A 20,859-nucleotide genomic window follows, 5' to 3' on the forward strand; every position below is an offset into this window, starting at 1 on the left:
CTACTTTCATTATATAAAAAATATCCAAAAAAAGCGAAAAAATTATATAAGAAAATATTATATAATTTTTTAACCTTTAATTATTTTTTATAATGGATTTATTTGGATCAATATTCACTATATTTACCGATGGATTTTTTGATAAATCAATTTCAAAATATCCCTGAATTTTCTGTTTATTTTTATCAAGCAACACTCTAACTAAGGGTCTATCCATATTTCGTTTTACAATAATACCATACTCTCCAGTATTTAAAATTACATTGAGTCCTATTGGATAACAACTTATTGCTTTTAAAAATATATTTACTATACTAATATCAAACTTTTTTCCCACATCATTAAGCATAATTTGAACGGCTGAATACTTATCAATTTTTTTACTATAAACTCTATCAGAAGTAAGCGCATCAAAGACATCCGCTATAGATACTATTTTTGCAAACACATGAATTTCTTTGCTTTTTTTCCCATTTGGATATCCTGTTCCATCAATATTTTCGTGATGAGAAAGTATCGCTTCACCAGCACCATATGAAACTTTTTTAGAAAACGACATATGCCCAAGTTTTGAATGTTTTTTAATTTCTTCAAATTCTTTATCAGTAAGTTTAGATGGTTTGCTCAATATATCTTGCGGTACAAATGCTTTTCCTACATCGTGAAGCATTGCTCCAATTCCAAGTTCCTTAAGTTCATCTTTATCACTACGCATAAAAATTCCTATAATAAGAGAAAACACACATACATTAACTGAATGATCAAATAAATAATCATCTAAAATTTTAATTTTGGCTAAATTTAATGTGATATCCTCACTCATAAAAATATCTTCAATCATTTGAGAAACTATCATTTCAATTTTTTCAAAATCTACACTTGAATCTTCAAGTATTGATTTTACAGTAGATTTAACAACTTTTTTAGCGTATTCTTTAGTAGCAATAAACACTTTATCCATTTTTACTACACTTTCAAACTTCTTCTTTTTTTCTATAAGATGATTGCTATCAACTATTTTAATAGTTATAATATTTAAGTCTTTAATTTTTTCAATATATTTTTCTCTTAAGATTATTCCTTCCGACAAAAGAATATTATCTTCATTATCTAATATATCTTCGGCAAGCATCATTCCTTCAACAATACTCGAAGTAGATATTTCTCTTATACTCTTTTGCATTTGTCCTCCATTTTTATTACACTTTCCTCTCTTATTTCGTTTGCAATACTTTCAATTTTCTTAAACCTATGATTAACACCTGATTTTCCAAGTGGTTTAGACAACATATTTCCAATTTCGCTTAAATTTGATTCTCTGTTTTCAAGTCTTATAAATGCTAATTCTCTTAAAGAATCCGGTAAAACTTCAAGTCCTCTTCTGTCTCTAATTAATTCTATATTTTTAACTTGCCTAAAAGCTGCATTAATTGTTTTATTTAAATTTGCTGTTTCACAGTTAACAATTCTATTAACTTGATTCCTCATTTGTTTTACAATTCTTACATTTTCAAAATCAAGTAGTGCTTTATGAGCACCAATAATATTTAGTAAGTCAACTACTTGATTGCCCTCTTTTAGATAGACAATATGTGTATTTTTTCTTTCAATTAATTTAGCATCTAAATCATATTCTTCATTTATAAGTTTAATAAAATCTTCAGAAAAATCTTTACTATGTGTTACAAATTCAAGATGATATCCTTTTTCTGGATCACTAACAGATCCACCACCTAAAAATATACCTCTAATATATGCCCTTTTACAACATTCTTTATCAATAATTTTATCTTGAATTGTATGAATTATTTCAAAATAACCTTTTTCAAAACTAATAATACCTAAAGTAACTAAATTATCTTTAGCATCATCAATATTAATAATATATGTATTAATTTTTTTAAATACTTTACTCTTTTTCACAAGAATTTCTGTATGTTTTCTTAAACCTTTCTTAAACAATGTAAATACTAGCCTAGCAATGGCAGGATTTTCAGTAAGAATCGATAAACTAATTTGATTTTTTCCTTTTAAACTCACACTTCCGCTAACTCTAATAATAGCACTAAGTTCAGCAATCATGCAGCACTTATCTTCAGATTTAATTCTACACAATTCATTTTTTGTTTTTGAAGAAAAAGACATGTAAGCACCCTTCTTTTAAATAAAGCATAATCAGACAAATTGCAATTTTTTGCAACTTATATGAAGTTTGTAAAGTACAACCTACTAAAGGATACACTATATACATGAAAAATTCAAATTTTTTCGACAAATTTTACGAAAATTTATTATGAATAATCTTAATAAAAATAGCACATTCCTAAGAATGCGCTATTTTACTTAAACCTATTTATTATTTATTTTTCTATTCAATTCTATTTATCAAGTGGAACTAAATGTGCTGTGAAATGTCTAAGTACTTTTGGCTCCCAAACAATTTTATAACCTTTAATCTCACTTGCTCTTTCTTTAATAGCAATAATCGCGTCAGCAACAACATCTAAATGCGATTGTGTATAAACTCTTCTTGGAATTGCAAGTCTTGTAAATTCAAATTCTGATTCAATTTGAACTCCATCTGGATCATTACCCATCATATAAGAACCAATATCACATGCACGGATTCCAGCTTCAAGATATAATTCAAGAGCTAATGCTTGTCCTGGGAATTCATTGTAAGGAATATGTGGAAGTAATGCTTTTGCATCTAGGAACATTGCATGTCCACCAACAGGGAATTGGAAAGGAACTCCTGCTTCTTTTAATTTTGATCCAAGATACTCCATTTGACCGATTCTATATTTAAGATAATCATCGTCAATACCTTCATAAAGTCCTATTGCAAGTGCTTCTAAATCTCTACCAGCAAGTCCACCATAAGTAATGAAACCTTCGTATGGAATAGTCATTGCTTTAACATTTTCATACATTTCAGCATTATCTTTAATTCCAACAATACCACCCATATTTACAATAGCATCTTTTTTTGCACTCATTGTAAATGCATCTGCATATGAAAATACTTCTTTAACTATATCAGCAATTTTCTTATCTTGATATCCTTCTTCTCTTTGTTTAATAAAATAAGCATTTTCAGCATATCTTGCAGCATCAATTACAAAAGTAATACCATATTTTTTAGCTACAGCTGCAGTTTCCTTAATATTTTTTACTGATACTGGCTGTCCACCTGCACTATTATTAGTAATAGTCATAAGAACTGCACCAACATTTTCTTTACCATATTCATTAATTAATTTTTCTAGTTTTTCAACATCCATATTTCCCTTAAAATCATCGTATATTGCAGGATTCTTTGCAGCTTCACACACACAGTCAATTGGTGTTCCACCTGAAAGTTCTACATGAGCACGAGTTGTATCAAAATGCATATTAGCAATACAATATTGACCTTTTTTTAGTAATGTAGGAAATAATACCTTTTCAGCAGCTCTACCTTGGTGAACTGGTTGTGCATATTTATAGCCAAAAATGTCTTTTACGGCATCTAATAATTTAAAATAACTCTTACCACCTGAATATGCTTCATCGCCTCTCATGATACCAGCCCACTGCTCATGACTCATTGCACCAGTTCCACTATCAGTTAGTAAATCTACATAAACATCATCAGCAGCTAGATAAAAAACATTATAGTTTGCTGCTTTAAGTTTTTCTACTCTTTCTTCTCTTGTTGTCATTCTAATCGGTTCAACCATCTTAATTTTAAAAGGTTCTGCAACATACTTTTTCACAATATCATCCTCCCTAAAAATAGTAATCCATGTTCTTCTCAATATAATAATACTATTTAAAGCTACGACTGTATATTGTCTTTAATATGTCTTTAATTGTTTTTTAAACTTTGATATAATATATTAAAGAAAAATTATATGATTTTTAAATCGTTTCAAATAATTCACCTATTAAATTATGCAGCTAGGAAGGTATTTATGAAAATTAAACTTGGAGTAGTAGGTCATAGACGAAGTATAGCAAAGATAAAAGAAGTAATTTATGCAAATTTTACTGATATTGAGATAATAGAAATTCGTTTTGAAGAATACTCAGAAACTAAAAATTTAGTTAACTATATTAAAATACAAGAAAAAAATGTAGATGGTATTCTATTTACTGGTAAAATACCTTATGAAATTCTTAATAGTCAAATGATTTCTATTAAGCCTTGGACCTATATTAAAAGAGAAAACAACCAACTTATTAGAACTCTTCTTGAAGCAAATTTAATATATAACTATGACGTTCGAAATGTAAGCATTGATTCTTATTCAAAAGAATCTATTGATAATATTTATAGTGAATTAAAAATAGAAAAAGAAAAATATAAGGCTTTTGTATCAACTACAAATATTTTAAATACTAATTTACTTGAGATTCTTAAAAAATTTCATAGTGATAATTATTATAAGAACCACGTTTCTGTTTGTATTACTGGTATATCAAGTATTTACGAATATTTACTTAGTAAAAATATTCCTACAATAATGATAGAACCAACAATTGATACAATTAAGCAATCTATTCAACATTTTAGACTTAAACATGAATTTGGAATTATGGAAGACAGGCAAATAGTTGTAATATCAATTGAAATTGACCTTCCAAATGAGTATTCACTTATTAACGAAAATGAATATCAACTTATGCTTAATAAAATGAAAGTTTCCGAAGAAATATATTTATTTGCTCAAAAAATTCAAGCTGCAGTTGTTGAAGTTGGCTTTAGCGGATATTTACTTTTTTCTACTAAAAAAATATTAGAAATCGAAACTGAAAATATGAACAATCTTAAAATACTTGCCACAGTTTCAAAGAAAACAAACAATACGCTTAGTATGGGGATTGGTTATGGTGTGACTGCAAGAGAAGCTAAATACAACGCTAATCAAGGTATGATAAAAGCTAGAAATAGTGGTGGCAACAAGGGTTATCTTGTTTACTACAATAAAACAATTGGACCTATTACTTCTAATAAATCTAGTGAAAAAGAAAATAGTATTATTGATGAAATGTATTTAAAAATAGCAGAAAAATCAGATTTAAGTGTAAATATTATTTATAAACTTCACTGTGTTATAGAGCAAAATAAGAAAAACAATTTTACGTCCGCCGAGCTCTCTGACGAACTTGGACTTTCTAAAAGAAGTGTTAATAGAATTATTAGTAAACTTGAATTAAATAATTTTGCTACTATTGTTGGAAAGAAAGTTATTTCAAAAGCCGGAAGACCAAGCCGAATCATAAAATTACTTTTTTAAAAAGTAAAAATAGAAATATTAAAATTATTTTAATATTTCTATTTTTGTTTCAACAACATTTACTAAATAATCACATATTAATTTAGACATTTTTTTTGAATCATGCCTTAAATAACCTTTTTTTTCTTCTACAACATCGCCTTCTAATAATTCTATTTCAAACTTTTTTAAATAGTCAATATCTTTTTTCCCAACTTTTACTGGCAAAGATCCCTCTTCTTTATATTTTTTTATAACTTGGTCTGAAATATTGCCATTATTCACAAATATATAATCAATATATTTGTATTTAGAATGTTTGTAAAAAGCACTTATATGTTCTTTTACTCCAAATGAATCTGTTTCACCTGGTTGAGTCATAAGATTTGCTATAAAAATTTTTTTAGCCTTCGTTTTACTTAAAGCTAAATCAATTTCTTCAATCAAGATATTTGCTAGTAAGCTTGTATATAGACTTCCAGGGCCTAAAAATACAATATCAGCTTTCATAATTTCATCTATTGCAGATTTAAGAGGTTTTATCGTATTATCACTTAAGTATACTTTTTTAATTGAAGAACCTTGTTTTAAAACCTCTCTAGGGATTGCTGATTCTCCAATAATTTTTCTCCCATTTTCAAGCTCACAGCATAAATGCATTTCTTCAGTTGTAACCGGAATAACCTTTCCAGTAATTGCAAAAATTTCACTTGCGTTTTTTATTGCCTCTTCAAAATTTCCTGAAATACCTAAAAGTGCAGCAATAAGTAAGTTGCCGAAATTTTGACCCTGCAGTTTTCCAGAATCAAACCTATATTTTAACAATTCTTCCATTATAGGTTCAGTATTTGCAAGTGCTAATATATTACTTCTAATGTCCCCTGGTGGTAACATTCCAAGGTCTTCTCTAAGAACGCCTGAACCACCACCATCATCTGCTACCGAGACTATCGCAGTTATATTCTCCGTAATTTCTTTAAGACCACGTAGTAAAATTGATATACCAGTTCCACCACCAATTGCAACTATTTTTAAATTTTCCATATCTTCCTCATCATACTTTTTTATTAGCTAATTCTCTATGCAATAAATTTGCTTCTCTATTATTGCTTCTTAAATAATCATATAATTTATTTGCGAAAGTAACTGATCTATGCTGACCGCCAGTACATCCAATTGCAATTACAAATTGAGTCCTACCTTCAACAAGGCACTGTGGTATTAAAAAATCAACCATATTTACAATTCTTTCAAAATACTTTATACTTTCGGGAAATTTCATAACGTAATTTTGTACTTTTTTATCATTTCCTGTTAAATACTTTAGTTCTTCAATATAATATGGATTTTGAAGCATTCTTACATCAAAAACCATATCTGAATCAAGTGGAATTCCTTTTTTAAATCCAAATGAAACTACACTTATACTCATATTGTCTTTCTTTTCGCCTTTTAAATAATACTTATAAAGTTCCTTTTTAAAATTACTAATATTAAGATTACTTGTATCTATTATTATATGTGACATTTCTCTAAGTAAATAAAGTTTTTCCTTTTCCTTTTCTATACCTTCTTCAATACTTCCTTCTGGAAGAAGGGGATGAGTTCTTCTAGCTTCTTTAAATCTCTTCAAAAGAACTTTATTATTAGCCTCTAAAAATATAATATCAAAACCAATATTATTATTTTTTAAATAATCTAATGAATTATAGAGCTCATCAAAAAATTTACCACCACGAATATCTATTACTAGAGCAACCTTAGAAAATTCTCTTATATTTTTACTTATTAAATCCATGAATTTTGGTATAAATATTGGAGGCAAATTATCAATACAATAATAGCCGATGTCTTCCATAGCTTTCATTGCTTGACTTCTACCCGCTCCTGATAAACCAGTTATAATTGTAAGTTTCACTTTTCCTCCTTTTTACTAGAAAATTACTATTTTTAAGTTTACTAAAATTATTTGTTTTCTTATTTATTCTGCATTTCTAATCCTTGAAATATCCAAACTTGATAACTCAGCTCTTTCAATTGCTTTAGAGAAATTACCAACATCAGTCGGAATATGGGCATCACTGCTAATTATATATTCTAGCCCTTTAACATTCATTGATAATTTAATTTCATCAACTGTTAAATGACCATGACTTGAATTTATTTCTAGAGCAGTATTATTATTTTTAGCATTAGTTGATACTTCAAACAAATCAATAGGCCCTTTTGCACCTGGATGAGTTATTAAGTCAATACTATATTTATTAATTGCATTGACCAAAGAAATTGTATTTATTTCTTTCACTTTTTTATAACTATAATCACTTTTCGAACTTCTATAATTATGAAAATGCATAAGTAAATCTCTATAAAGCTTTGTTGGTTTGCTTCCAAAATGATAGCCAACTAAGAGAATATCATTATATTCCATCATTTCTTCATCTATATCAATATTTCCTTCAATATCCAAAACATTTGCTTCAAGTCCAAGTAAAATATTTATATTGTTATATTTTACATTTAGTTGGTCAATAACATTGCGCATTTCCTTATATTTTTTTCTTTTTATTCCAAATCCCATATGGCCCGGACCATGATCACTAATTGCAATTTCTCTTAATCCCTTTTCAATAGCAACTTTAACATTGTCTTCAATAGAACCTTTGCCGTGACTATAAGTAGTATGAGTATGGTAATCTGCAAATACAAACATATTTACTCCTTCCCAAGTATTCTAACTTCCCTTTCAAGATTTACATCAAATGTATCTTTTACTGTTTTTTTCACAACGTCAATTAAGGTAAATACATCATATGAAGTGGCATTATCCACATTAACAACAAATCCTGAGTGAAGAGAACTAATCATCGCTCCTCTAAACTTTACACCACGAAGTCCAGCATCATCAATCAGTTTACCTGCATAATAACCACTTGGCCTTTTAAAAGTACTTCCAGCACTAGGCAAATGAAGTGGTTGTTTTGTAGTCCTTTTAATAGTTAATTCATTTATTTTTTCAATAATTTCACTTTTTATACCTTTTTCTAGTTTTATATTAACTTTTAAAACTATATATCCTTTTTTTTGAACTACACTATTTCTATATTCAAATTTCATCTCATCATTAGAAAGCACTTTTACCTTACCAATTTCATCAATGACAGTTACGTTTTCTACAACGTTTTTCATCTCAGAGTCATAAGCACCTGCATTCATATATATAGCTCCACCTAGAGTTCCAGGTATTCCTGATGCAAACTCAAATCCTTTTAGAGATTTTTCTACTATCATTTTAGATAAAGTCGATAAAAGCACTCCGCTTTCACAAATGACATTTTCGCCTATAAATTCTACATTACTTAGCTTATTTGAAATTTTAATTATTACACCATCATAGCCTTGGTCAAGTGCAATAATATTACTACCATTTCCAAGTATAAAAAATCTTATATTATTTTCTCTGCATTTGTCTACTACTTTAATTAATTCCTCTATATTTGTTGGTTCAATTAATAACTTTGCTGGTCCACCAATTTTAAAAGAAGTATGTTTTGAAAGTAGTTCATTTTCATAAACGTTTTCACTTGCTACTATATTTAAAATCAGTGTCTTAAAACTTTCGATTTCCATTATGTTCTCCCTAAAAGTAACTATTATTATACTAAATTATATTCACCTGATTTACCACCTGATTTATGAATCAACTTAATTTCACTCAATATCATTCCCTTATCTACCGCTTTACACATATCATAAATTGTAAGTAGTGCAATCGATACTGCTGTTAGTGCTTCCATTTCTACTCCTGTTTTACCAGTAGTTTTTACTGTAGACTCTGCAATTATTAAAGAGTTTTTTTCATCCACTATAAACTGCAAATCAGCACCCGTTAAAAATATATTATGGCACATAGGTATTATGTCAGATGTTTTTTTAGCACCCATAATGCCAGCAATTTGAGCAACTGATAAAACATCGCCTTTTTTCATAGACTTGTTTGTTATTTTTTCAATAATATCTCTAGAAACTTTTATATTTCCTCTAGCAACTGCAAGCCTTTTTGTATTTTCTTTATCTTCAACAGATACCATCTTCGCTCTGCCAAAATCATTAAAATGAGTAAATTCCATTCTACCCTCCTATGCTGTTCATATTCCTAATAATCGGAATAAATCCATTTTCATTTAATTCATGTTCCTTAGGTTTATTTAAAATCGTATTTACTATAATTGATCTAATATCTTCACCACGCCTTAGTGAAGTAAGTATATCAATTTCTTCGTTAGTGTGAAGACAAGGTTTTATTTTACCATCAGAAGTAAGTCTTATCCTATTGCAGTTTGAACAAAAGTTACATGACACTGGGTTAATAAATCCTATTTTTCCTTTTGAAACTGGTAATTTATAATATTTTGCTGGACTACTTATATCTTCACTTTTTACAGGTATTAACTCTTTAAATTTATCTAAAACAATTTGATTTGAAATAAATTTTTCTTTATGCCAATCACTTGCCTGACCTATTGGCATAAGTTCAATAAATCTTACATCAACTTCGTTTTCTAATGTGTAATTAACAAAAGTGTCAATTTCATCATCATTAAATCCACCAATAAGTACTGTATTTAATTTAATTGGAGTAAGTCCAATTTCCTTACATTTTTCGATTCCTTTAAGTACTTTTTCAAGATTTCCACCTCTTGTTACATCAAAGTATTTTTCTTTATCAAAAGTATCAATTGAAATATTCACTCTACTAAGGCCTGCTCTTTTTAAATTTTCAGCCATTTCATAAAGCAAAATGCCATTTGTAGTCATAGTAATTTCATTAATTTCTTTAATTTTATTTAACTCCTCAATTAAATAAATAATACCTTTTTTAACTAAAGGCTCTCCACCTGTTAATCTAATTTTATCAATTCCAAGTTTCACCATAACTTTTACTATTTTAATTACCTCTTCTATTTTCATAATAGAGTCATGTTCTATCTTTCCTACGCCATTTTCAGGCATACAATACTTACATCTAAGATTACATAAATCTGTTAATGAAATTCTTAAGTAATTTATTTTTCTTCCATATTTATCATTCATTTTTCACCAACTTCAATACATTTCACTCTGAATTCACCCAGACTATATCCACCAAGTTTTTCTAATTTTTCTTTAAAATCATCCGAACTTATTACATTCCAAAACACTTTGTAATTATTAGAATTATAAAAATCATCTGAAACAATAAAATCATAATCTTCTGATGCAATTGGTATAAAATCTAAATTCATAATATTGGCAACCGATTTTATTCCCATGCCAACTTTTGCACTTCCTGAAAGAACTGCAGTTGCAACAGTCATATGAGTATTCATTTCTCTATCATATCCAATTATATCATTTTTATTTAATTTTTCTTTTTTTAATATATAATCAAGTAATACTCTTGTTCCCGATCCATTTTGTCTATTCACAAATAGTAATTTTTTTTCTATTATATCTTTTACGCATGTAATTTTATCTTTATTTCCTTTTAAAACAAATAAACCTTGTTCTCTTTTTATAGCTTTTATTAAATAAATTTTTTTATTTTTTAGAAATTTGGATATATATGATTCATTGTATATACCTGTATTAAAATCTAATAAATGTGATGTAGCAATATGTGATTCACCTTTTCTAAGTGCCATAATACCGCCTAAACTTCCAACATGAGCTGATGAAAGTGAAACTAAACTATTTTTCTTAGCAAGTATATCTGAGACAATATCTAAAAGTATATCATGACTACCAATAGAAACAATAGTATTTTCTATATCAGAAATATCTCTAAAAAGACGAATATCAACTTTTTCTCCAGCTTCTACTACTTCTTTTGACTTTGGAATTATAAACATTCCATCAGCCTTTACTAAGGACATAGTTACTCCTGCACCCCTTTTTAAAGGAGTTGCAATTAACTTATTATCAACTTTTCCAAGTTTAATTCTAATATATTCATCATGTTTTAAACTAGAGAATATTTTTTTTGATAGAATAGCTTTAACAGTACTTCTTTTTTCATTATTTTGAAGCATTTTATCTATAATATTTTTTACAAAAATATCAAATACGACATATGCTGAAACAGGAAAACCTGGAACACCAACTATTGGTTTATTATTAATTTTACCAACCATAGCTGGTTTTCCTGGTTTTATAGCTACTCCATGAAAAATAAGTTCTCCTAAATCTTCTATTATTTGAGATGTATAATCCTCAGTTCCTGCGGACGAACCTGCATTTATCACCACTATATCATTTTCTTTATTTGCTTTTAAAATTGCATCTTTAATTAATTCATAATCATCAATAACTGGTTTATATCTTTTAGGATTGCCACCATATTCTCTTACTAAATTTTCAAACATTCTAGAATTAGTCTCAATTATTTGGTCAGTTTTTGGTGTGGAAGTTGGTTCAATTATCTCGGTACCAGTCGGAATAATTCCAACACTAGGAACTTTATAGCACTCAATTTCTATTACTCCACCAGCTAGCATAGCACCTATATCAAAAGGTTTTACTTTATGATTAGAGGGGATAATCATCTCGCTCTTTACAATGTCCTCTCCGACAGGTCTTATATTTTGCCATGGCACTGAAGCACTTCTTATTTCAACAGTATTCTCATCAACTTCAACAATATCTTCTATCATTATAACTGAATTAAATGGTTCTGTTATAGAATCTCCAGTGTCAACAATAATATAATCTTCATTTTTTAAAAGTTTAATTGGATTTCTTTCATTTGCTGTAATTGTTTTTATACTCTTTACAGCAATTCCATCAACTGCAGAAGAATTATAATGGGGCGATGAAATTTTAGCTATTACACTTTTAGCCACTATTCTATTATAAGAGTCAATTACCTTTACTTTCTCTACTTCTTCATTTCCAAAAAAATCTTTAAAAGAATTTTCTATTAAACTCAGTGCTTTTTCTAGTGGTATATTACTTAAATAATAATCTCTTTTATTTTTTTTCATTTTATTCCTCCGAAATGAATACTACTAATAAAAATAATTAACTCTTACTTTCTCACCTTTTACAATCCCTTCTTTATCGATTGGTATAATGGTATAACCATTTGACGTTGTAAGTAGTGTAATCATTCCAGATTCTCCATAAGATGGAGCAAATACGAATTCATTATTAATTTCTTCTATTTTAATCATTTTATAAGTTGTTCTTCCTGGAGCTGCATGAATATTACTTAAAGCAGTAGCTTCTAAACTTCTTTTCTTTTCAATTTCAAAATTAAAACATTTTTCAAGTAAAGTTTCAATAAGCACTTTATAAACAATTATTGAGGAAACAGGGTGGCCTGGTAGTCCAATAATAGGTTTTCCACCACAACTTGCTACTATAGTTGGTTTACCAGGTTTTATGGCCATACCATGAACAAGAACGCCTGGATCACCTAATGAATCAATAATTTCTGCAGTCATATCTTTTTCACCCATAGAACTTCCACCAGAAACTATCACAATATCACTTTCACTATAGGCTTTTTTAGCACTTTTTGTTATTTTTTCTTTTATATCTTTTATCACTTTCGTTTCAACAACTTCTAAGCCATATGAAATAGAAATTGCTTTAAGCGTATGGGTATTTATATCTCTAATTTGACCCATTTTAAGATTTTCTTCGATATCCACAAGTTCATCACCGGTAGATATAATTGTAATTTTAGGCTTTTTAAATACCTTTATTTTTTTTATACCAAGTGATACTAACACTCCAATACTTTCAGGTCTTAATATAATGCCCTTTTTAAGCACTACATCACCTTTTTTTACATCATCAGCCTTTAAAATAACATTTTTATTAAAAGTTATATCTGTGTAAAATGCTATAGTTTCTTTATCTATTTCTTCAACTTTTTCTATCATAACAACTGCATCAGTACCATTTGGTAGCATTCCACCTGTAGGAACATAAACACACTCACCTTCATTAACAATTATTTTAGCATCAGTGCCCATTTCTACTTTTCCAATCATATTAAGTAGTATTGGCATACTATCACTTGCGCCTAAAATATCTTTATATTTTACTGCATATCCATCAACTGTTGATTTATTAAACTGAGGAACATTTTCCACGCTCTTAATATCTTCATATAAAATTCTGTTAAGAGAATCGACTGAATCTATTAGTTCAAATTTATTATAACTATCCTTAAAATTTTCTACTAAAATTTCCTTTACTTCTTCAATTGATTTAACATTAAACATATATATTCTCTCCATTATATTAATTATTTTGTATATAGTTACATATATTTTTTGCATTTTCATATGAAATTTTTTCTATATTTTTAATTTCATATATTTGACCAGGATCATTTGCTGTTTCTTTAAAAGAAAATTTTCCTGGAAGAAAAAAACCTTTATTAATATTAAGTGAATTTACTACCTGCATTGCGACAGTATCACTACCGGAATTTCCTGAAACTACAACATTAAATATCGCTTTTTCATGAAAACTTATTCTTCTATAAAGAACCGTTAATCTATTTATAACCGCTACAAGCATTGCACTTATTGAATCATTATAGTTAGGAGTTATCCAAACAATAATGTCAGCATCTTCTACAGCAGGCAATATTTCTTTTACAATAGGTCCACCATAAAAGCAACTTTTCTCTTTAGAAAAATGCATACATGTTGTAAATTCACACCCCTTACAATCAGTAACTGTACCATTTTCAACATGAAGTTCTTTAATATTATAATTAATTTCATCCTTTTCAAGAATTTCTTTCATACTTTTTTTTATCATATTCCAATATGATAATGTATTTGAAGTAGCATTGCTACTTGCATGAAGTACCAATATATTTTTTTTATTAAAATTCTTTACTTCCAATGTTTTAATACGTTCGATTAACCTAGCTGACATATCAATACAAATTTCTTCTTTAGATTTATTAATAGTCTTTTGCCATGTTTTAAAATTATTTAAAGTGCTTGTAGCTTCTACTAGAGAATGGCCAATAAATGACATTCCAAGCTCATTCATTTCAAAGATAAACTTTTTAGAGAAGTTTTTTGTAGAAAGTTCTCCTAAACTTTTAACTAAAACACCACCATAAAATCCACTAAAGTCAATATTATTTATTTTACAGTACTCTAAAAATTCAAGTGCGTAATAGTTTATTCCAATTACATTTAAATCAAAAGCAAAAATTATTTTATTATAATGAAAATTTTTAAAAAAAAGCTTAAAATCAGTATTTGAATCTACCTTTAAAAAATCAATCTCATCTATATATGAATGCAACATTTTTTTTAATAATCTTGAAGAATCACCAAATTCAATTACACTTGTATTATTCATTTGAAAGCTCCATATATGAATGTTTAATTCTATTATAAAGTTTATCGTCAACTTTTAACCTTTCAATTTCAAGACCATATTGAGTTTCTCTATTTTTAATTCCAAAATAACATCCACCTGCAAAAATAGCAGAATAATGCCAATTACCACTTAAAGTATTAATTATTGATAAAGCACCACTTGAAATTGCAGGCGCTATAAAAGGTTTATATCCGTATTCTCTAATATCCATATTTGCTTTTATGGTTTTATTTGTTAACTTGTATGATAATTCTTCATCATAATTTAATATATCATTTGCTACTATTAAGTTTTTCCCATGCGGACCATAAACTCTAATATTTGTACTATTTACACCCATTTTGTCAGCGTAATAAAGACTTCTACCATGCATAACACCAAGTCCATATCCTCTAATTTTTTCTGCAAGTAATCCTTTATAATCAAAAACGTTATTTTCATCTTTATTACTTTCCCTATAAACCACTTTACAAAGCTCATCCACAGGGTCAGAAACTACTGCAAAAATTCCACTGAAATTTCTTTTTCTTGCCATTTTTGCATATATACTTATTATTTTGCTATTAGCTTCTCTTTGAAATTCTCTAACATCCTTAATATCAGAACCGACCTCAGGCACGCTTTTACTAGCACTAAAAACAAACATATGGCAGTTAAATAGGTCTTTTTCCTCTAAAACTTTTATTTTTGGCATAGCCAAATTATTAAAATCTATTATTTGATTTAATTCAGCTTCCCATCTATTTAATTTATTTTTATCTAAATCAAATATTCCAATTTCTTCTATGGAGTCCGACCCTAGAAGCCTTAAACCAACTAAGAGTATTCCACCAACATCTCCAAGTCCTAATACATTAACTTTTTTCTTTTTAGATAAAGTATTATTATAATAATTTTCTGCTTTTTCTAAATGTTCCGCGCCATATGCTAAATTATAAATACTAACAATTCCAAGTTCTATTTTTTCATTTAGCCATTTTGGTAATTCCTCACTATTTTCTAATAACTCATTATCAAACAAATACTCTAAACCATCGTTGTTAGTTTTTATTAATTTACTTGAAAGAAGCTTATAATATGATTTTGTATTTTTATTTTTTTTATTTATACAAATTATAAACTTTTCCCCTAATTTTGCTTGATCTTCATTTATTTCATTAAATTTTTTAAAATACTCATTTTTTTCTTCTACATCAACTAAAACTGAATTCATTAATTTATAGTATTTCATTTATATTCTCCCATTAAAAACATAGATTTTAATCTTCTAAGATGTTCAAGATCTGTTTTTAAGTATTCAGAAGCTTTAACATCAAAATCTAAAGAAATATTCTCACCTTTATCCGGAAATCTTGGTGTGATAACAACTTCACCAAGTTGACCAAGAGTTAACATTTTATTATTAATATCTTGATATTCTTCTTCAAGTGCATTTAGTATATCGATTGCATTTTCAAGTGCCACTTCGCTAAGTTTAAATATCGATTCTTTTGAAGCCCCTTTAATATATGCTGGAAATGAATATGGTAAAAGTAAATTGATTGATGGAATAATATTTCTATTAGGTAGAACCTTCTTCATAACTCCATCTCCACCAATAAACGGATATACTTTAGCTTCATTAAACCAAACTTTTAATCTAGGAATGTAGTATGCACTGTCTACCTCTATATTTTCCTTTTCCATTAGCGCTTTTCCGCGTCCTGACATTATTCCTACAAAAAACTTTTTAAAATCAACATCGTACTTTTTAAATAGTGGATTTAGCGCTTTTATTCTATATCCCTTATTTAAAATATCGTCAACTAGCATAATTGGTTTATTAAAAGATTTTAGAGTTTTTACTTGATTTTCTATATCTAAATAATAAGGATATGAATCAATTTTATATTTTGTTAAATCTGGTTTAAAATATTTTTCTGCATGAAAAGCTTTTGTTGCAGTATTTGGAAGAATCCATCTTTTAAATATTGCGCCAAATGGTACACACATTGCCTCACCAACTATTTTAGGTTTTAATGGTGTAGTTGGCATTTTATTTTCATCACATATTTTCTTAATTAAATTTTCATAAAGCATAGTTCGCTCGAAGCTTATAACAAGATTACCTGCATATAAATTAGTTAGAGCTTCCTGAAGTCTATTTCTTGTTTTTGTAACAACTTTGAGCATTCTACTTGAATTTCTATAGGGTTCCTTTATTGCTGATTTAAGATCCAAATTAAGTGTACAGGGTGCACTCATATCAACAACAAAAATATCTTCTTTAGTTTTTACACCTTTTTTCTCTATAAAGCCCTGGTTTTTCATTATATTTATAAGACTTCTTTTAGTTTTATAAGAAAACTTATTCTTAAAAACTGCATAAGTATAATCTTTTGCAAGTGCATAAGCTAATGTTTCCGTTAATACTATTTGTTCACTACTGTAATCATCCGAACTTTCACTTGAATATATACCATCAATTACTAGTATTCGACCAACTGAGTTATCTCTAATATAATTTTCAATATACTCATCTTCAAATTCAGAATAAATTTCGCTTGAACGAAGCCAATGAAATCCAGAAAATCCAATAACTTTTCTATTATTTAAAATACTTCTTATAACAATCATTCTATAATCGCTAAATTCAGTCAGTTCTTTTAATTTCGAAAAATCTTTAGAAAAGTCATTACCAAGAAGAGTAGCAAGTTCCTCAAGCAAACTCAAACTAGGTCTTTTTACAATTTCAATTGTTACCGATTTTATAGTCATAACTTGCTTAAATAGTGGTTCTCTCTGATACAAACCCCTTTCATAAATATATCTTTGTGCTAAAGGATCAACTAATTCTGAAATATCTCTATTTTCATCAATATAATTTCTAATTTGAGTTGAACTAATATTCTCATATTTTGAAGAAAGTTTTAATTTAATTGAGTTTTTAGGGAGTTTACTAAAAATTGATTGATAATTTTCAATTTCCTCTTTACTTTTTTCAAAATTATTTCTATCAAATACTATATGTGCAAAAGATTTAATAGCTTTTTCTTCATCGTTTTTATAGGCTGAAGCATTTACTATTACATCACTTCCAACAACAATATATACTTCATCATTTTTAAAAGTATTACGCAAATTATCTAAATCTGTTTTATTTGAAATATTAACAATTAAATCTCTTGGATAAGTATATATATTAAGTTCATCTGCTACTGACATTTTTATAATATCTCGTCTCCGTAAATTAGGATGAGTTCTTTTTGACCATGAAAATTCATCAACTGCAAGATAAACAACATATCCCAAATCTCTTATTTCAGTTGCTATCTGCTTATGACTTAATGAAAATGGGTCAAAAGCCCCTGGGAAAAACGCAATTTTATCATGCTTAGTTAATTTAAGTTTGCCAGATTTAATATTATATTCAGAAATAAAACTATAAATATGTTTAAGTCCAGCAGAGTTATTAAAAAACACAAGATCAATTTTTTCATTTGTAGTTATTATTAATGAAAGTAATTTTTTCTCAATCAAATCAAATATCTTTCTTTTAAATTCAATATCAATATTAGCATTTGCAAATATATCACTTCCAATTACATCAAATGCAGTTTGTGTTACACTTGGAAGAAAACTTACGAATCCATTTAATAGTATACCTAGCATTTTTTTTAATCTTAGTTCATTCTTCTCGTTACTTTCATTAAATTCTGCAGAATAGCCATTATAATTTTGAACTGCAACTCCAATTGTTTTTAAAACCAACATACCTGTTTGGGCATTAGATTTCTTGATTTTAATAGAGAAATCATCTATTATTTCATTTAATTCTTTTGGCTTAGTAAAGAGCATCAATTTACCCAAATAATCTGGAATATATCTTGAAACTTGATAACTTTCCATTTCAATAGCCCTTAAAAGCTCTACAACAATATCATTTTTTTGTTCAACTGATAATATTGGAAGTAGTTCAATAAGTCCACGACCTGCCAAATTTCTTACAGATTCTTTAGAAGAAACTTTTAATAAATTACAAAAATGAAGAGCTGTATAAAATGCATCACGAGTCTTATATTTGATAGTAGTTTTTAATAAAATTTCCACTTGGATTTTTTTAACTATTTCTAAGGTTACAGTTTTTAAATTACTTAAATAGAGTTCAGAAAATGATTTGATATTAGAATATATTTCATTTTCAAAATCCTTATAATCATCATATAAGCACCTATATGATTTAAAAATTGAATACAATTCAACTGAAGATTTTTTCTTTAGTCTATTTTTATCAAATACAATATCTAAATAAACATAATCAAATATATCTTTTCCAAAAGTATTAGCATATATATATAATTTTTCAAGCGCTAATAGCCTAATTTCATAGTTTCCACCTATTACCTTTTGCACAATAAAATCCAGTATAATTTTTCTTTGATCTTTATCTAGATTTTTAATTGGAAAATAAGATACGGAATTTAAAAGATGACGTCCAAGTTTTTTATTATCCATTTCAACATCATAAATATTTGAAAGCAGTTCTAAGGAAGTATTAATCTTACTTTCATCTGTTAGTTCAACAAAATAAGATTTAAGCATTCTCTTCGCACTAGACATTATTCTTACCCTATGTTTATCAACAATTTTATGATCTGGAAACAAAAATTTTGAAATATATATTTCAAATAGACCTAAACTTGTCATCTCTAAAAGTTCAGGAATTGCACCTTTTGGTACTTCTTTTCGTAATTCCTCGTCAAAATTTGCTATTAGTTTTCCTATTAAATTTGAAGCACTTTCTCTAATATCCTCTTCTACAGTAACAATAATGTCATACAAATAATTAATCGCAATAAGTTTTTGTTTGTGAGTTAGATATGTTGAATACTCCCTAAGGATTTTTATATAGCCCCTTTGTGCTATTAAATTTTTAACATCTCTAGCTTTTTCTAATAATTTATTTAATGATTCTTCATCACGAAGTCTAAACATAACTTTTATATTATGTTCAATTGAAGCAAATTTAGTTTGTATTGGAATATCTTCACTTTCAATAAGAGAATAATATTTTCTTCTTTTTTTTGTATCTTCCTTTACATCATTATCATTAAACACATCAATATTAACGTCAAAAAACAAAAGAAATTCTTCAAAGTCCTTTAATCTATTATAAACTTTTCTATAGCGTAGCTCTTTTGCTTCATCAACATTATCAAGCTTAGTTAATATTACATCAAACGCTTCATCCAGCGTGTAAAATTTCATTTTTCTGTCACTATCTGCTTTTACTCTAAAATCAGCATATATTAAAAGAAGCGCTTCTATTTGTAAATTATCAAGTTCTAAATCCCATGTAGAATGATTGATTGCAATATTTCTTATATAAGTAATGTTATGCCTCTTAAACCATTCGCCAGTATAATAATAATGATAATACGCAACTCTACTTAATTCGTCTTTCTTACATCCATACTTGCCTATATCATGCCCAGCAGCTGCTCCTGATACTTTTCCTAAATCTATTGGAAATTTTAACGTTTTAAGCTGTCTAGCAACTTTCATAGACAAATAATGAACTCCACTAACATGATCAAGTGTTGTTCTTCCATGTAGATCTTGGCTTAATTTCATCATTTCATTTACATAATCACTACAATAATATTTTTTAAATCTAACATATTCGAGACTTGATTCTAGTTGTTCTTCTTCCTCAATTGATAAAAATTTTATTGAAAATTTTGTACTCCAATTTTCTTCGCCATATATTTTTTCAAGCTCACTAAAACTCTTTAATATTTTTAAAAGTAAATTAATATAACTTAATTCGCTTGAAGAAAAATTTATTTCTATAGTTCCTGGAAAAGATAAATTAACAGCAAATTTGTAAGTTGATTCTAAAATATCAAAGGAATCTTCGTAACCTAAAGTTACAAATAAATCATAAAACAAATCAAAAATTTTACTCGAATGAAAATCTTTTTTTTCTAAAAATTCTGTAAATTTATCAATAAAAATATCATCATGTATAAAATCAGTTATAGTAAGTGCTCTAATATCATACTCTTTAATAAATTTTGAAAATGTAATTTTTTTATTTATTTTTGATACAATTTTAAAAACTTGTTTTTTATTAATCTTATTATCCATTCGCACCTCCAATGTATACTATTATTGTAACATATGTATCTAAAAAAATTACTATATATATGCTCTAAAT

General features: G+C 27.5%; 15 protein-coding genes. 1 reads left to right on the forward strand and 14 read right to left on the reverse strand.

The window, feature by feature from the left end; all coding sequences use genetic code 11:
• Positions 1-76: 76 nt before the first annotated feature.
• From AACH12_RS10480 to AACH12_RS10490, 3 genes are all read right to left on the reverse strand, one after another.
• Complete coding sequence (locus AACH12_RS10480) at positions 77-1,183, reverse strand: HD-GYP domain-containing protein (RefSeq protein WP_338535364.1); 1,107 nt, start codon at positions 1,181-1,183, stop codon at positions 77-79.
• Complete coding sequence (whiA, locus tag AACH12_RS10485) at positions 1,168-2,145, reverse strand: DNA-binding protein WhiA (protein WP_338535365.1); 978 nt, start codon at positions 2,143-2,145, stop codon at positions 1,168-1,170. Before whiA ends, AACH12_RS10480 begins: the two co-directional genes overlap by 16 nt.
• A 233-nt stretch (positions 2,146-2,378) precedes the next feature.
• Complete coding sequence (locus tag AACH12_RS10490; protein WP_463671021.1) at positions 2,379-3,761, reverse strand: tryptophanase; 1,383 nt, start codon at positions 3,759-3,761, stop codon at positions 2,379-2,381.
• Between the two features lie 195 nt (positions 3,762-3,956).
• Here AACH12_RS10490 and AACH12_RS10495 point away from each other — a divergent pair, with 195 nt between their 5' ends.
• A complete protein-coding gene (locus AACH12_RS10495; protein ID WP_338535367.1) occupies positions 3,957-5,282 on the forward strand; it encodes an HTH domain-containing protein in 1,326 nt (441 codons plus the stop codon).
• 24 nt (positions 5,283-5,306) lie between these two features.
• Here the strand turns inward: AACH12_RS10495 and AACH12_RS10500 are convergent, their stop codons facing one another.
• The 11 genes from AACH12_RS10500 to AACH12_RS10550 all read right to left on the reverse strand — a co-directional run bounded on the left by AACH12_RS10500 (position 5,307) and on the right by AACH12_RS10550 (position 20,789).
• Positions 5,307-6,305, reverse strand: a complete 999-nt coding sequence (locus AACH12_RS10500) for a gluconeogenesis factor YvcK family protein (RefSeq protein ID WP_338535368.1) — start codon at positions 6,303-6,305, stop codon at positions 5,307-5,309.
• Positions 6,306-6,315: 10 nt separating this feature from the next.
• A complete protein-coding gene (gene rapZ / locus AACH12_RS10505; RefSeq protein ID WP_338535369.1) occupies positions 6,316-7,179 on the reverse strand; it encodes an RNase adapter RapZ in 864 nt (287 codons plus the stop codon).
• Positions 7,180-7,242: 63 nt separating this feature from the next.
• The gene (locus AACH12_RS10510; protein ID WP_338535370.1) at positions 7,243-7,974 is read right to left on the reverse strand and encodes a PHP domain-containing protein; all 732 of its coding nucleotides are present in this window, start codon (positions 7,972-7,974) and stop codon (positions 7,243-7,245) included.
• Between the two features lie 2 nt (positions 7,975-7,976).
• Entirely contained in the window at positions 7,977-8,891 is a 915-nt protein-coding gene (gene murB, locus AACH12_RS10515; RefSeq protein WP_338535371.1) for a UDP-N-acetylmuramate dehydrogenase, read from the reverse strand.
• 26 nt (positions 8,892-8,917) lie between these two features.
• Positions 8,918-9,391, reverse strand: coding sequence for a cyclic pyranopterin monophosphate synthase MoaC (gene moaC, locus AACH12_RS10520; protein WP_338535372.1), 474 nt, complete (start codon positions 9,389-9,391; stop codon positions 8,918-8,920).
• 1 nt (position 9,392) lies between these two features.
• Positions 9,393-10,355: a GTP 3',8-cyclase MoaA gene (gene moaA / locus AACH12_RS10525; protein ID WP_338535373.1), complete on the reverse strand. Its 963-nt coding sequence runs from the start codon at positions 10,353-10,355 to the stop codon at positions 9,393-9,395.
• A complete protein-coding gene (locus AACH12_RS10530; RefSeq protein WP_338535374.1) occupies positions 10,352-12,283 on the reverse strand; it encodes a molybdopterin biosynthesis protein in 1,932 nt (643 codons plus the stop codon). Before AACH12_RS10530 ends, moaA begins: the two co-directional genes overlap by 4 nt.
• 24 nt (positions 12,284-12,307) lie before the next feature.
• The gene (locus AACH12_RS10535; RefSeq protein ID WP_338535375.1) at positions 12,308-13,534 is read right to left on the reverse strand and encodes a molybdopterin molybdotransferase MoeA; all 1,227 of its coding nucleotides are present in this window, start codon (positions 13,532-13,534) and stop codon (positions 12,308-12,310) included.
• A gap of 19 nt (positions 13,535-13,553) precedes the next feature.
• Positions 13,554-14,639: an NAD(P)H-dependent oxidoreductase gene (locus tag AACH12_RS10540; protein WP_338535376.1), complete on the reverse strand. Its 1,086-nt coding sequence runs from the start codon at positions 14,637-14,639 to the stop codon at positions 13,554-13,556.
• The gene (locus AACH12_RS10545; protein WP_338535377.1) at positions 14,632-15,891 is read right to left on the reverse strand and encodes a lactate/malate family dehydrogenase; all 1,260 of its coding nucleotides are present in this window, start codon (positions 15,889-15,891) and stop codon (positions 14,632-14,634) included. The genes AACH12_RS10540 and AACH12_RS10545 overlap by 8 nt, the downstream gene beginning before the upstream one ends.
• Positions 15,888-20,789 (reverse strand): nicotinate-nicotinamide nucleotide adenylyltransferase, encoded by a 4,902-nt coding sequence (locus tag AACH12_RS10550; protein ID WP_338535378.1) that lies wholly within the window; start codon positions 20,787-20,789, stop codon positions 15,888-15,890. The genes AACH12_RS10545 and AACH12_RS10550 overlap by 4 nt, the downstream gene beginning before the upstream one ends.
• Between the last annotated feature and the right edge of the window lie 70 nt (positions 20,790-20,859).

Origin of the sequence: Helicovermis profundi, from assembly GCF_033097505.1 — a bacterium.
In the GTDB taxonomy this organism is placed as follows: Bacteria; Bacillota; Clostridia; order Peptostreptococcales; family Acidaminobacteraceae; genus Helicovermis; species Helicovermis profundi.

What these genes read in the sequence shown, in the direction of transcription:
- AACH12_RS10480 (WP_338535364.1), bottom strand. Translation starts at nt 1,183, where the DNA reads ATGCAAAAGAGTATAAGAGAAATATCTACTTCGAGTATTGTTGAAGGA.
- whiA (WP_338535365.1), bottom strand. Translation starts at nt 2,145, where the DNA reads ATGTCTTTTTCTTCAAAAACAAAAAATGAATTGTGTAGAATTAAATCT.
- AACH12_RS10495 (WP_338535367.1), top strand. Translation starts at nt 3,957, where the DNA reads ATGAAAATTAAACTTGGAGTAGTAGGTCATAGACGAAGTATAGCAAAG.
- AACH12_RS10500 (WP_338535368.1), bottom strand. Translation starts at nt 6,305, where the DNA reads ATGGAAAATTTAAAAATAGTTGCAATTGGTGGTGGAACTGGTATATCA.
- AACH12_RS10510 (WP_338535370.1), bottom strand. Translation starts at nt 7,974, where the DNA reads ATGTTTGTATTTGCAGATTACCATACTCATACTACTTATAGTCACGGC.
- murB (WP_338535371.1), bottom strand. Translation starts at nt 8,891, where the DNA reads ATGGAAATCGAAAGTTTTAAGACACTGATTTTAAATATAGTAGCAAGT.
- moaC (WP_338535372.1), bottom strand. Translation starts at nt 9,391, where the DNA reads ATGGAATTTACTCATTTTAATGATTTTGGCAGAGCGAAGATGGTATCT.
- moaA (WP_338535373.1), bottom strand. Translation starts at nt 10,355, where the DNA reads ATGAATGATAAATATGGAAGAAAAATAAATTACTTAAGAATTTCATTA.
- AACH12_RS10530 (WP_338535374.1), bottom strand. Translation starts at nt 12,283, where the DNA reads ATGAAAAAAAATAAAAGAGATTATTATTTAAGTAATATACCACTAGAA.
- AACH12_RS10535 (WP_338535375.1), bottom strand. Translation starts at nt 13,534, where the DNA reads ATGTTTAATGTTAAATCAATTGAAGAAGTAAAGGAAATTTTAGTAGAA.
- AACH12_RS10540 (WP_338535376.1), bottom strand. Translation starts at nt 14,639, where the DNA reads ATGAATAATACAAGTGTAATTGAATTTGGTGATTCTTCAAGATTATTA.
- AACH12_RS10545 (WP_338535377.1), bottom strand. Translation starts at nt 15,891, where the DNA reads ATGAAATACTATAAATTAATGAATTCAGTTTTAGTTGATGTAGAAGAA.
- AACH12_RS10550 (WP_338535378.1), bottom strand. Translation starts at nt 20,789, where the DNA reads ATGGATAATAAGATTAATAAAAAACAAGTTTTTAAAATTGTATCAAAA.